This window comes from Chryseobacterium mucoviscidosis, assembly GCF_002177115.1.
GTDB classification, from domain to species: domain Bacteria; phylum Bacteroidota; class Bacteroidia; order Flavobacteriales; family Weeksellaceae; genus Chryseobacterium; species Chryseobacterium mucoviscidosis.
In genome coordinates, this window is the sequence record NZ_MVAG01000114.1 from 120,354 (window position 1) to 133,982 (window position 13,629).

Sequence of the window (13,629 nt, forward strand, 5' to 3'; positions counted from 1 at the left end):
AGATCCATAAAATAATATTTAATTTAGATTCTTCCTTCGTCAGAATGACAACCTGTTGTTAAAACTTTGTGCTAAAAACCATTTTATGATTAAATTAGCTGCAAATTTTAAACAATGAAGATTCACTTTTCAATTTTGTTTGTTTTTCTGTTTGTTTTTGGAAATTCTCAGACTAAACAGCAACCCGATACTTTTGTAAAGGATAATTTTATTAAAAAAGAAATGTATATTCCGATGCGCGACGGAGTAAAACTGTTTACTTCGGTGTACATTCCAAAGGATATTTCCAACAAAAACAAATATCCGTTTCTGATGCAGAGAACCTGCTACAGCGTTGCTCCTTATGGTGAAAACGAGTACAGAACCAAACTGGGACCGAACCAATATCTGATGAAAGACAAATATATCTTTGTGTTTCAGGATGTTCGGGGAAGATACATGAGTGAAGGTACGTTCACCAATATGACGCCGCAGGTGGATCATAAAACGAAAAAAGACGTTGATGAAAGTACCGATACCTACGACACCATCGATTGGTTATTGAAAAACATCAAAGACAACAACGGAAAAGTAGGACAATACGGAACTTCTTATCCTGGATTTTATACTGCAGTAGGAATTCTGGCACAACATCCTGCTTTAGTGGCTTCTTCTCCACAGGCGCCGATTTCAGATTTCTGGAATGACGATTTTCTTCACAACGGAAGATTTATGATGGGCTATTTCAGAACCTTCCCTGTTTTCGGCGTTCAGAAAACGAAGCCTGAAAATAAAGCGTGGTATTCTGATTCTATGATTAAAGCGACTTCTGAAGACGGTCTGAAATTTTACAGAGACATGGGAACCTTAAAAGACGGTTATGAAAAGTACTACAAGGATAATTTCTTCATGACGGAAATAATGAACCACACGAATTATGATGAATTCTGGCAGAAAAGAAGTCTTCTGCCTCATCTGAAAAACGTAAATCATGCGGTAATGACTGTGGGAGGATGGTTTGATGCGGAAGATCTTTCTGGGCCTTTAAATATTTATAAAACCATTGAAAAAACAAGTCCGAAAGCGAAAAACACAATTGTAATGGGACCTTTCTCTCACGGAGCCTGGGCGTATGAACAGGGAAAACATTTCCACAACCAGATTTATTTCGGAGACAGTATTGCAACGTATTACCAGAAGAATGTGGAAACAAAATTCTTTAATCATTACCTGAAAGGAAATACAAAACAGGATGCAGGTTTACCGGAAGCATTAATGTACGACACCGGTGCAAAACAATGGAGAGAGTTTGCAACCTATCCGCCAAAAGAAGCGCAGAAAGTGAATTTCTATTTATCGAAAGGAACTTTGAAAAACACAGCAGGACAAGGTTCTTCAGAATATTACAGCGATCCTAATAATCCGGTTTTAAGCTCTGATAATTTAAGAGATTTCAACGGCTTCACCCCGAAAAATTATATGTCGGAAGACCAGAGATTTGCAGAAGGGAGACCTGATGTTTTAACGTTTACAACGGATGTTTTAACGGATGATATTACGTTTGCAGGAGAAATTTTGGCTAAATTAAACATTGCTTCCACTTCTACGGATGCAGATTTTGCGGTAAAATTAATTGATGTTTATCCTGACGATTTTAAACCTGCTGAGAAAAAAGACGGGGTGATTTATGGAAATTATCATCAGATGGTAAGAAGTGAAATTATGCCTGCAAGATTCAGAAATTCGAGAGAAAAAGCGGAAGCATTGGCTCCGAACCAGAAAACAGCAGTGAATTTCAGATTGCAGGATGTGGTGCATACTTTTAAAAAAGGACATAAAATCCAGATTCAGATTTCTTCGACGTGGTTCCCGCTTTTTGCGATCAACCCGCAGAAATTTATGGAAAACCCGAATTTTGCAACGAAGGAGGATTACACGAAAGCGTTTATCAAAGTTTTTGATGACAGTGCGATTGAAGTTGAGGTTTTAAAATAATTTAAAAGCTGTTCGGTTGGAACAGCTTTTTTTTATGTTTTTAGTTTCTCAAAGATTGTTAATTTTTTTCAGCTTAATTATCTTCTCAATCTGCGGGAGATAATTAACCACCCAATTTGTCATTTTGAAAGGATCTCAACGATACATTGAAAACTTTGTTTAGATGCTTTCAGCATGACAAACGTACTGTAAATCAACATTCAATTGTTCTGAAAGTTATTTTATTTTCTCGCGGATTTAGCAGATTGTGCAGATTTTTTTTAACTTAATCATCTGCTAAATTTGATTAATCTGCGGGAGATGATAATCATGCAACTTATCATCATAAAAAGATCTCAACGATACATTGAAAACTTTGTTTAGTTAATTTCAGCATGACAAATATACCTTAGATTAATGTAAATAAATCACTCTGCAATGGTACGGAACGTAAGATTCACTCGCGGTGTTTTTACTTTTGTGGTTGGAGGAAGCCGGTGCAGCCAATTGTCCTGCGTGGTTCCTTTCATCACCAACAGACTTCCGTTTTCCAGAAATATTTCGGCTTTATCTTTTGTTGTTTTATGTTTAAATAAGAACTTTCTTTCCGCTCCGAAAGTCAGGGAAGCAATGGCTCCGTGTTTTTTTAAATCTTTTTCGGCATCACTGTGATACGCCATTCCTTCGCTTCCGTCGTGGTATAAATTCAGAAGGCAGGAATTATAGGTTTCGCCAGTAATTTCTTCACATTTTTTCTTTAATTCCAATAATTCGGGCGTCCAGAATTTTGCATATTTCGTCCGTTTGGAATAGGTGTATTCAAATGGTTTTTCACCGAACCAGGCTACTTTTCTTTTGGTCAAAATTAATTTTCCGAAAATAACGGCTTCATCATTTTCCCACGGAATTTCATTAAACAGATAATCGAAATAAAAATCAGCTTTTTCTTTGGAGAACACTTTTCCGTAATAATGAACTGTTCCGTCTTTGGGAAGGATATTTAAAGGATAATCTGATACGCCTTCGAATAAACTCATCATAAAGTTTAATGTTTTGTGATTAATGTTTCAAGTTCTTTGTCATTCCGTAGGAATCTAAGCTAAGTATTTTTAAATTTTAACCTCTAATAAATGATCCCAGATTCACACAAAATGACAATATTTCGTTGATTTTTTTATTAAAATAAGTTTTAGGCTAAAGCCAATTTGGTCAATTGATTATTTTAAACGGGCTAAAGCCCGTTTCTATTGATGGAATAGTTTTATTTTTAAAATTTCAATCAAAATTATTAACTATTCGTAAAAAATTAGTGCAATTTGTGTTTGAAATCAAGAGTACATTTTTGAACTTTCCCAGCCGATAATTAGCTGTTTTCTCTCGCTTCCCCACATATAACCGCCGATTTTTCCGGTTGACTGAATTACTCTGTGACACGGAATTAAAAACGCAACAGGATTGCTGCCAATAGCGGTTCCGACAGCTCTTGAAGCATTTGGATTTCCAATTTTATCCGCCAGATTTCCATAGGTTGATAATTTCCCCATCGGAATGGTGAGAAGACTTTCCCAGACTTTTAACTGAAAATCTGTTCCTTTCAGATGGAGTTTTATGGTGTTCAGTTCCGACCAGTCTTTACTGAAAATAGATAGGGCGTTGTTCTGGAAATCATCTTTCTTTTCAAAAAAAGAAGCATTGGGAAATTTAGCCTGTAAATCTCCCAATGCTTTATGTTGATCGGTTTCAAAAGCCATATAGCAGATTCCTTTTTCTGTGGAAGCTGCAATTACTTTTCCAAAAGGACTTTCGGAAAAACTGTAATTGATGTTGAGGCTTTTTCCTCCGTTTTTATATTCTGCCGGAGACATTCCTTCGATTTTCACAAACAGATCGTGCAGTCTGCTTGTACTCGATAATCCTGTCTCGTAAGCCGTATCAAATAAACTCGCTTTTTCTTCTTTCAGCAAACTTTTGGCATGTTCAAGGCTGATGAACTGCAAAAATTTCTTCGGACTTGTTCCCGCCCAGTCAGAAAACATCTTCTGAAAATGAGCCGGGCTCAAATGAATTTTCTCCGCCACTTCATCCAGACTTGGCTGAAGCTTAAAATTGCTCCGGATATAGTCTATCGCTTTGGCAATTCTTTCGTAATCTATCTGATTCTGTGTAGACATAACATTGAATTTACCTCACAAATTTCCAAAGAATCTACGGCAGAAAAAATCCGTTTCCTGCGGAATTTAGTTGTTGTTATAGATATGATAGTAAGCAAGCATTTTGTAATATAACTTCGCCGCTAAGAATGCGCTTGGTTTTGCCATCGGAGAATCCATTAATTCTACAATATCAAAAGCGACAACGTTACATTTTTCGAATACTTTTCTTAATAATTCCAAAGTCGGATACCACTGTAAACCTCCCGGTTCCGGAGTTCCTGTTGACGGACAAAGCGATGGATCGAAAGCATCAAGATCAATCGTGATGTACACATTTCCTGAAACTTTTTCCAAAACGTCGTTTACCCAGTTTTCGTTGTTGGCAATTTCGTGAGCGAAAAATACTCTTCCTTCAGGTAAATACTCAACCTCTTCCACATCCATAGAACGGATTCCCACCTGTACCAGATTATGTTTCTGATTGGCTTCAAAAACCGCACAGGCGTGGTTGGAAGTAGAGCCGTGGAATTCCGGACGAAGATCTGTATGAGCGTCTAGCTGAAGAACAGTTAAATTCTCAAACTTCTCTCCTACCGCACGAATCGAACCGATAGAAACAGAGTGTTCTCCCCCGAAAAGGGTGAATAGTTTTCCGTCGTTATTCAAAAGCTCTTTTGTTTTCTGGTAAACGGCTTCTGTCATGGCTTCCGGTGAAGAGTTTTCAGAAACTTCTCCTGCTAAATATACTCCTTCCAGATACGGTTCTGTCTGGGTTTCGATGTCATACAGTTCCATGTTTTCGGAAGCATCAAGGAATAATTCAGGGCCTTTATCGGCTCCTTTTCCCCACGTTGACGTTCCGTCGTAAGGAACAGTAACCAACATTACTTTCGAGTTTTCTAACGATGCATTTTCCTCAGGAATTCCTGCGTATGTTTTCATGTTTTATGTAAAAATTAAATGATTTCGGCAAAGATACAAAGAAGTTTGGAGAAGTTGGCGGGTGATGAAAGGAACAACTTCATGAAGTAATCTGATAAATTTTAAAGTATGATAAATATAATTCGCAGATTATAATGTAGACACGAGTAATTCCCGAATATCCACTTTCAAAAACTTCGAGATTTCGTAAAGTGTTTCAACAGAAGGCTGAACTTCATTCGTACACCAGCGAGAAACTGTTGACTCGGTTTTTCCCAAATGACGGGCTAACTCTTTACTGGTTTTGTTTTTTTCAACCAGAACAGATTTTATTCTATTTAAGTTCACTTTCGACACGATGATAATTTATTGACTTCTCCTGCAAATATCGTTAAAATTTAAACACTTGAAAATCAATGTAAAAAAGCAATAAATTATATTTTTACGATAATTTATTTTTACTAAAATATAATTTATTATACTTTTGCAACAATAAACAACCATCATGAAGGAAGAAAAAAAATTTCAAAAATCAGGAATAAGACAATTAAAAGTGCATCAGAAGTACATTTTAAGACCGTATCATCGGTATGTCGTATTTCCTGAAATTCGACTTTGCGGAAAATGGCTTCAGGAAACGGGTTTCAATTGTGGACAATCTGTGCTTGTTTGCCACAAGAAAAATAAAATTATCATCACTCTGAATAAGAAAATGAATTCTGATCGGTAAAAAGGTTTAGCACGGCTTTGAGAAAGTAAGAATGATAAAAAAATTACAAAATTATCTTCCAAATTTTATGAAATAACAAATTCCAATTTACGGAAAACCGTAATTATTAACAGGTTAGTTTTTTTATATTTGATATCATAATTTGTATTGGCGTAATGTGTTTATACTTGAGTTTACCACATCCAAAATTCGCTAAAACAAAGACACAGAAAAAAATATGGAATTAAAAGAAATCCGTGAAATTGTTAAGGAAATCATTTTTGACATTGAGAAAAATAAACTCAATCTGACTTATAGAAATTATGAAACTTTTTTAGAAAGGATTGGAATGGGCAAAAAGCGGAATTTCAAAATTCTAACCAAATTTGACTATCAATTCAAAAAACAAAATATTACACTTTGGTGCAGAAAAGAAGAAGTCAAAAAAATATCTTGGTTTAAAAAGGGTGAAACGGTAACTTTTAGAATGGCGGAAATTTCAGGAGCAACAAGTACAATGGAGAAAAAAGAGAAAAGTGTAAAATATGATTTTGCAGGAAAAATAAACATTGCAGATGCCGAAAGTGGAATTGTTCCTTACGATCACCAAGAAAAAGCATTTTATAATCTGAATCAAAAAATAATTAAGACCAATAAAAATCCTTTTGCAGGTTTATTAGTTTTGCCAACCGGTGGCGGAAAAACGTTGACCACTGCACATTGGATTGCAAAAAATTATTTAGATAAAGGTAAAAAAGTGCTTTGGTTGGCTCACAGACATGAACTTTTGGAACAAGCAAAAAGTACATTTGCCGACAAATTGGCTTTTAACGATATTTTTGAGAACAAAACATCTTTCAATTATCGTATCATTTCAGGCATTCACGATAAACCTATAAACATTAGAACTTCGGATGATTTAATTATTTCGAGCAAAGACAGTCTGAATGCAGGCTTCAACCATTTATATAAAAATTGGATTAAAGGAAATACTGAAGAAATATTTTTGGTTATTGACGAAGCACATCATTCAACTGCAAAAACCTATAGAAAATTAATTCAAAATATTCAAGAAAGTGTTTCGCATTTTCAAATGCTTGGATTAACTGCAACTCCTTTCAGAACGTCGGAAAGCGAACAAGGTTTATTGAAAAAAGTTTTTCCAGACGACATCGTTTATAAAATAGATTTACGGACTTTAATTCGTTTAGGTATTTTATCGGAACCACATTTTGAAGAAGTTGCTACCGGACTTAATTTCATCAAAGATTTATCCGAAGAACAAATTGAACAACTGAATTATTTTGACATTGACAGTATCGGAACAGGTATTGCCAAAACAATTGCAGAAAATGACGAGAGAAATTTAACGATTGTCAACAAATATTTACTCAACAAAGAAAAGTACAAGCAGACCATTGTTTTTGCATTAAACGTAGATAACGCAATTGCTTTAAATGCATTATTCAAAGATGCAGGTGTGAAATCTGACTATGTAATTTCCACTGTAAAAGACCAAGCAACCGGCGTAATCATTTCGAGCAAAGACAACAAAAATAAAATAGCCAAATTTAGAAACGAAGAAATTCAAGTTTTAATCAACGTAAATATTTTGACTGAAGGAACTGACGTTCCTAACGTTCAATCTATATTTTTAGCAAGACCTACAATTTCGTCCATTTTGATGACACAAATGATTGGACGTGGTTTGCGTGGTTTGAAAGCTGGTGGAACAAAGGAAGCTTATATCGTAAGTTTCATAGACGATTGGCAAAACCGAGTTTCTTGGGTTAATCCTGAAAAATTATTTATTGAAGATAATATTGACTTCAAGGATGTTGACAGAGAAACAAAAAAACAAATTTTGCGATTGGTTGCTATTAATAAAGTTGAAGAATTTGCAATTTTAACCAACAAAATTATTGACCCAGAAAAACGTGAAGAACTCGAAAAACTAAACTTTATCGAGCGTTTTCCAATGGGAATTTATCAGTTTAGATTTTTAGAACAATACAATGACGAAGAACCGATAGAAAGAAATTGTGAGGTTTTGGTTTATGATAATATCTTACAATCGTACACGGATTTCATAAACGCTTTACCAAGTTTCTTCGAGCACAATAATTTAACTGAAAGAGATGTTTTGGACGAAGACGAATTGGAAGAATTTGCAGAACAAATTGAAGAAGAATTTTTCAACGGAACCTTAAAATATCCTGCTTATCATTTGCAGGACATCAAAGATATTTTGCAGTATTACACTATTCAAGACGAAGTTCCTGTTTTCATTGAACTCAAAGACAGAGAAAAATATGATATTGACAAAATTGCTTCGGAAATTATTGACAAAGACCTTGGTGAAAAATCGCAAACAGAACTTATCAACACAATTTGGGACAGCAACGAATTGGAATGGCAAACGTTTTTCAACTTCGACAAACGAGGATTTTTAAGAGAAATTAATTTAGCAAAATCGAGAATAAATCATCCTGACCTTTTTCAACGAAAAGGTATTAAACCTACCGAAGAAAAAGAATTGAGAAGTTACGAAAAACTGAAACTTCACGAATTGAGAGAGCAAGACCCGATTTATGAAAAATGGTTGCGTGACGAAGTTTTTAAGAAATTTACAGATAAAGACGGCTTTTATTTTAGCGCAGAAAGTGGTTACAAAAGCAAAAGCAAACTGGATTTTCAAGTTGACCATATCAAATCTATGCACAATGGTGGGCTGACAATTTTAGAAAATTTACAATTATTAACAAGAAGCGAAAACGCTAAAAAAGGAAATAAAGATTAAACCCAATCAATGAAACAAAAATTTCAGAACGGAGGAAATTCCCGGATTGAATCATTTGTTTCAGGAAGCTACAACCGGAGCATTTTCAGAATATTCGGAAATTGAACAGACGATTTCCCCGAAAGTGCTGGCTGAAATGGCAGACTGGATAGCTAGATTTAAAAAGTAATCGAAAAATATTTGCTTCAATTCTGAAACGTTTATTATTTTAGTAAAAAAATTCAGATATGCCTTTAAAAGCTGTGCTGTTCGATATGGATGGCGTGATTGTGGATACGGAACCTCTGCACAGAAAAGCCTATTTTAAAACTTTTAATGATCTTGGAATCGACGTTTCGGAAGAGTTATACGCTTCCTTTACAGGCGCTTCTACCAAAAGAGTCTGTGATACTTTAATTCAGGAATTTAATCTAAAACAGACGTACGAAGACATTGCAAAAACCAAAAGAGATTATTTTAAGGAATACTTTTATAATGATGAAGAATTTGATCTGATTTCAGGCGTAAGAGAACTGATACAGCATTATTACGACAACGGGATCAAATTGATTCTCGCTTCTTCCGCAACGATGGCAACCATCAATATGGTTTTTGAAAAATTTGAGCTTGAACAATATTTTGGAGGAAAGATAAGCGGAGCCGATCTGAAGGAATCCAAACCTCATCCTGAAGTTTTTCTTCTTGCCGCAGAAATGGCCAATGAACCTGTAGAAAACTGTATGGTAATTGAAGATTCCACGAACGGGATTTTAGCATCGCATCGGGCAAATATTTTCTGTGCCGCATACAGAAGTCCGCATTCTAAAAATCAGGATTATACCTTGGCAAATATTGTGGTTTCGGATTATGCGGAACTGGAACTGGATAAGATTTCAAAATATTTTTAAACAGAAAAAGCTCTCAGATATTGAGAGCTTTTGTTTATTATTAAACACCAATTGCACGAATAGTTTTCACAAATTTCACAATTATTACTTGTGTTTTTAGTGCAAAAATTTGTGTTGTCTGTGTTTAAATATTTATTTGTAACCCAAAAGTTTCAGCACGTCTTCCGGTTCCTGCTTCTCACGGAAAATTTCATACTGCAATTCACCGTTTTCGTCTTTCTGAATCAAAATATGTCTCGGCTGCGGCATTAAGCAGTGATGAACTCCGCCGTATCCTCCGATGGTTTCCTGATATGCTCCTGTGTGAAAAAATCCGATGTACAAAGGTTTCGTATCGCTGAAAACAGGCAGGTAAATCGCATTGGTATGCTGTTCAGAATTATAATAATCATCCGAATCACAAGTTAATCCACCCAAGAAAACTCTTTCATACGTATCTTCCCATCTGTTCAGCGGAAGCATGATAAAGTGTCTGGAAATTGCCCATGTATCGGGAAGCGTTGTCATGAAAGAAGAATCGATCATATTCCATTTTTCTCTGTCGTTCTGACGTTTCTGGGAAATGATTTTATAAATATTGGCTCCGCTTTCACCAACGGTAAAACTTCCGAATTCTGTATAAATATTCGGTTCTTCCACTCCTTCCTCTTCACAGAATTTTTTGATCTGAGAAACGATCTCTTCCACCATGTACTGATAATCGTAGTCGAACTGCAACGATGTTTTGATCGGGAAACCTCCTCCGATATTCAGAGAGTTGACTTCCGGAGCAATTTTCTTCAAACGTGCGTATACACGAAGACATTTATACAGTTCGTTCCAGTAATATGCCGTGTCTTTGATTCCGGTATTGATGAAGAAATGAAGCATTTTCAGTCTTGCATTCGGATGCTCGGCAATTTTCTGGCTGTAGTAAGGAATGATGTCTTTGTATCCGATTCCTAATCTTGAGGTATAAAACTCGAACTTCGGTTCTTCCTCAGAAGCAATTCTGATCCCGATATCGAAAGTGGTATCAATGCTTTCTGTAAGTTTATCCAGCTCACGGTAATTATCCAGAATCGGGGTAATATTTTCAAAACCGCTGTTAATCATCTCTGAAATTTTCGCCAGATAATCATCTGTTTTGAAACCGTTGCAGATTACTTCTATATCTTTCGTGACTTTTCCTTCTTTGTAAAGAGATTTTACGATATCCATGTCATAGGCTGAAGAAGTTTCTATGGAAATGTCGTTTCTTAAAGCCTCTTCCAATACAAATTTAAAATGACTGGATTTTGTACAATAGCAATATCTATAATTCTTTTTATAATCGGTTTTCTCAAAGGCTTCCCTGAACCAGCTTTTTGCCTTCTGGATATTTTGAGAAATTCTCGGCAGGTAGCTAATTTTTAGCGGAGTGCCAAATTTTTCAACAACATCCATTAAAGGAATGTCGTGAAACAACAAATTGTTCTCAGAAACATTGAATTCCTCGGTAGGGAAATACAACGTCTGATCAATAAGTTCCGAGTACTTTATTTTCATTTCTAAACAAGTGAATTAAGAATGCAAAATTGCTAAAAAAGTTTGGTTTTTTAGCGTTAAAATTATTATAAATTTTAATGGATTTTATTGAAGAAAATAAAGCTAAATTATCAATATGTAAACTTAAGAATATATTCCTGTCTTTTATTTTCAGAAATTCCCAAAGCCTCTTGAATATATCGATCCATAGAACCGTATTTGTTGTTAATTTCATTAAAAGCAGCATCCAGATAACCGGTTTCTATCCAGCTTAATTTCTCGAGAACTATAATGTCCATTTTCGGGTAGATAAAATGCAGGTTATCGGCTAAATGAAGTCTTTTATCGATTAATTTTTTTCTGTAATTATTGGATAAAAGATAATTGTTGTAAATGGTTTCTTTATCGAATTTTAAAATCGTAAGAATGAGAGCGGTTGTGATTCCGGTTCTGTCTTTCCCTGCGGTGCAGTGGTATAAAACCGGCTGATCTGATTCTAAAATTTCTGTGATAATTTTTCTTATGATTTCTGGGTTTTCTGTGACGTAATCTTTATAAAAGTCATGCATTCTTTTGTCTGCATCTGCACCGCTGACTTTTCCTTTTAAAACCAATTTCTTTGCCTGATCCAACTGATCGCCTTTATCTTCAAACGCTGAATAATTTTTGTAAACAATTCCTTCCGGAAGATGGTCGGGCTTTTTTGCAATTTCCTTTGAATTCCGAAGATCGATAATTTTTCTGATGCCTAAATTTTCAAGTTGTTTAAAAGAAGAATTTTTCAGTTTATATAAATTTCCGCTTCTGTATAGTTTTCCTTCTTTCAGTGTTCTTCCATCGATATTTTTTATACTTCCAACCGTTCTGAAATTGTTGACTTTTTTAATCTGAATATCTTTTCCAGCTTCTCTTTTTCCAAATTCGGGTGTGGAAAATTGCTGTGTCTTGCAGGAGAAAACACAGAGTAATGTGATGGTTAGTAATGATATTTTGATGAGGTTTTTCATTTTTATTTTCTCACATATTTCACGAATCTACACCGATGTTCGTGTTTGATTTTTTATGTTTTGGCTAAAGCCGGTTGATGTTTTTTAATTTTAAAAGCGGATAACTTTATTATTTTTTTATAAAATCAAGCTCGTGCAATTTGTGAAAACATTGTCAATTAAAAATGGACTAAAATCGTTCCTGTTGATCCGTTGTTCTACATATCTTACAATATAAAATTGTTTGTCCGTTTATCAACCTAAAGCTTCGACAGGCTCAGCTTGACATCGCTAAAAATCAAGCGTTTAGTATTAGAGGTGTCACACTGAGCTTGTCGAAGTGCCTGTTATAAATAATTGATTTTCATATCAGTGCATAGTAATAGGTTGTTTAACGGATATTCAAATATAAAATCAAATTTGTGCAATTTGTGAAAACATTCGTGCAATTAGTGTTTACACTACAAATAGTTTTTCCCAACAAAAATCAGCAAATCTCCTGTTTCATATTGAATAGAAACTTCATCTTCCACAGCAAAATTTCGTGTTCCGATTCTGGAAGTAATATCTAATTTTCCGTTTATCAAAGCCCAGTTTAATCCTTTGGTCGTAATATTTTCAACTGACGGAAACGGATACAAAGAAATCATTTTGTCTTTCACTCCTGTTACAGCAAATTCTTTCGGGATAAAATAATATTCTGAAACTTCATCATAGAATTTGATATCGAATTGATCTTTAAAACCAAAAGCCACGGTAAGATTTCCCAGAAAATGATCCTGCTCTCCCCCACTTCCACCGAAAACATCTACTTTTTTAAAATCTTTTTCTGCAATAATTTCCAAAGCTTTCTGAAAATCCGTTTTATCCTGATCGGGCGTATAAATGAATTTGTCTTCATATATATTTTCATCCGAGCCGGAATGCGAGTCGAAATCTCCGGAAATAAAATCCAGCTTATCTAAAGGAAAATCCAGGTTTTTTAGATAATGAAAAGCACCGTCTGTACAGGCAATGAGACTGTATTCTTCAATGTTGGGAAAAGATTTGGGAGGATCTCCGTTGATGAAAAGCAGTACTTTATCTTTCATTCGGGTTCCAGTATTCTTCCGGTTCGTTGTTGATTTTTGAAATGTATCTTGCCAAAACAAAAAGATAATCGGAAAGTCTGTTGAGATATTTAATGAGTTCCGGACGCACTTCTTCCGATTCGTTTAAGAATACCAAAGAACGTTCTGCTCTTCTGCAGATTGTACGTGCTGCATGTAAAAATGTTGCTGCTTTTCCGCCTCCGGGAAGGATAAAATACTGAAGCGGTTCGCATTTTTCGTCAAAAGCATCCATCCAGTTTTCAAGTTCTTCGATTTCGGCATCTGAAATGATTAAAGAAAGCCGCGATTTTCCGTTTGCCAACATGAGTTTATCCACCGGAGTTGCCGCTTCGGAACCTACGGTAAATAAATCGAACTGGATTTTTTTTAGCTGTCTTAACACTTCTTCATCTTCAATATGGCTTTTGGCGATTCCGATGAAGGAATTCAGCTCGTCTATATTTCCGTAACTGTCGACTCTCGCACTTGCTTTTGAAACTCTTGTTCCGCCGTACAAAGCGGTCTGACCTTTATCTCCTGTTTTTGTATAAATTTTCATAGGACTAAATTAGTTTTTTAAAATTAGGTTTACAAATTTTGAGTTTAAGGAACTTTACATTTGT

13 protein-coding genes are annotated in these 13,629 nt (G+C 35.2%); 5 read left to right on the plus strand and 8 right to left on the minus strand.

Annotation, left to right across the window (positions count from 1 at the left end; genetic code table 11):
- Positions 1 to 114 precede the first annotated feature (114 nt).
- Complete coding sequence (locus B0E34_RS10160) at positions 115 to 1,974, plus strand: CocE/NonD family hydrolase (protein ID WP_087709187.1); 1,860 nt, start codon at positions 115 to 117, stop codon at positions 1,972 to 1,974.
- A gap of 407 nt (positions 1,975 to 2,381) precedes the next feature.
- On the opposite strand, the gene B0E34_RS10165 is transcribed toward B0E34_RS10160, so the two are convergent.
- The 4 genes from B0E34_RS10165 to B0E34_RS10180 all read right to left on the minus strand — a co-directional run bounded on the left by B0E34_RS10165 (position 2,382) and on the right by B0E34_RS10180 (position 5,384).
- Positions 2,382 to 2,990 (minus strand): alpha-ketoglutarate-dependent dioxygenase AlkB family protein, encoded by a 609-nt coding sequence (locus tag B0E34_RS10165; RefSeq protein ID WP_087709189.1) that lies wholly within the window; start codon positions 2,988 to 2,990, stop codon positions 2,382 to 2,384.
- 291 nt (positions 2,991 to 3,281) lie between these two features.
- Positions 3,282 to 4,124 carry a bifunctional helix-turn-helix domain-containing protein/methylated-DNA--[protein]-cysteine S-methyltransferase gene (locus B0E34_RS10170; protein ID WP_087709191.1) on the minus strand — a complete coding sequence of 281 codons (843 nt, stop codon included), beginning with the start codon at positions 4,122 to 4,124 and terminating at the stop codon, positions 3,282 to 3,284.
- Between the two features lie 66 nt (positions 4,125 to 4,190).
- On the minus strand, positions 4,191 to 5,048 hold the full coding sequence (speB, locus tag B0E34_RS10175; RefSeq protein ID WP_087709204.1) for an agmatinase: 858 nt from the start codon (positions 5,046 to 5,048) through the stop codon (positions 4,191 to 4,193).
- A 129-nt stretch (positions 5,049 to 5,177) separates the two neighbouring features.
- Positions 5,178 to 5,384 carry a helix-turn-helix transcriptional regulator gene (locus B0E34_RS10180; RefSeq protein ID WP_214590598.1) on the minus strand — a complete coding sequence of 69 codons (207 nt, stop codon included), beginning with the start codon at positions 5,382 to 5,384 and terminating at the stop codon, positions 5,178 to 5,180.
- A 148-nt stretch (positions 5,385 to 5,532) separates the two neighbouring features.
- Between B0E34_RS10180 and B0E34_RS10185 the strand changes: the two genes are divergently transcribed.
- The 4 genes from B0E34_RS10185 to B0E34_RS10195 all read left to right on the plus strand — a co-directional run bounded on the left by B0E34_RS10185 (position 5,533) and on the right by B0E34_RS10195 (position 9,423).
- The gene (locus B0E34_RS10185; protein WP_087709208.1) at positions 5,533 to 5,757 is read left to right on the plus strand and encodes a SymE family type I addiction module toxin; all 225 of its coding nucleotides are present in this window, start codon (positions 5,533 to 5,535) and stop codon (positions 5,755 to 5,757) included.
- Between the two features lie 217 nt (positions 5,758 to 5,974).
- Positions 5,975 to 8,536 carry a DEAD/DEAH box helicase family protein gene (locus B0E34_RS10190; protein ID WP_087709210.1) on the plus strand — a complete coding sequence of 854 codons (2,562 nt, stop codon included), beginning with the start codon at positions 5,975 to 5,977 and terminating at the stop codon, positions 8,534 to 8,536.
- Between the two features lie 46 nt (positions 8,537 to 8,582).
- Positions 8,583 to 8,705 (plus strand): hypothetical protein, encoded by a 123-nt coding sequence (locus B0E34_RS21725; RefSeq protein ID WP_262484740.1) that lies wholly within the window; start codon positions 8,583 to 8,585, stop codon positions 8,703 to 8,705.
- A gap of 58 nt (positions 8,706 to 8,763) precedes the next feature.
- Positions 8,764 to 9,423, plus strand: a complete 660-nt coding sequence (locus B0E34_RS10195; RefSeq protein ID WP_087709212.1) for an HAD family hydrolase — start codon at positions 8,764 to 8,766, stop codon at positions 9,421 to 9,423.
- A gap of 132 nt (positions 9,424 to 9,555) precedes the next feature.
- Here B0E34_RS10195 and B0E34_RS10200 read toward each other — a convergent pair whose 3' ends face one another.
- The 4 genes from B0E34_RS10200 to B0E34_RS10215 all read right to left on the minus strand — a co-directional run bounded on the left by B0E34_RS10200 (position 9,556) and on the right by B0E34_RS10215 (position 13,565).
- A complete protein-coding gene (locus B0E34_RS10200) occupies positions 9,556 to 10,950 on the minus strand; it encodes a type III PLP-dependent enzyme domain-containing protein (protein WP_087709214.1) in 1,395 nt (464 codons plus the stop codon).
- A 110-nt stretch (positions 10,951 to 11,060) separates the two neighbouring features.
- Positions 11,061 to 11,936: a tyrosine-protein phosphatase gene (locus B0E34_RS10205; protein WP_087709216.1), complete on the minus strand. Its 876-nt coding sequence runs from the start codon at positions 11,934 to 11,936 to the stop codon at positions 11,061 to 11,063.
- 440 nt (positions 11,937 to 12,376) lie between these two features.
- Positions 12,377 to 13,006 (minus strand): thiamine diphosphokinase, encoded by a 630-nt coding sequence (locus B0E34_RS10210; protein WP_087709218.1) that lies wholly within the window; start codon positions 13,004 to 13,006, stop codon positions 12,377 to 12,379.
- The gene (locus B0E34_RS10215; protein ID WP_087709220.1) at positions 12,996 to 13,565 is read right to left on the minus strand and encodes a cob(I)yrinic acid a,c-diamide adenosyltransferase; all 570 of its coding nucleotides are present in this window, start codon (positions 13,563 to 13,565) and stop codon (positions 12,996 to 12,998) included. Before B0E34_RS10215 ends, B0E34_RS10210 begins: the two co-directional genes overlap by 11 nt.
- Positions 13,566 to 13,629: the final 64 nt, after the last annotated feature.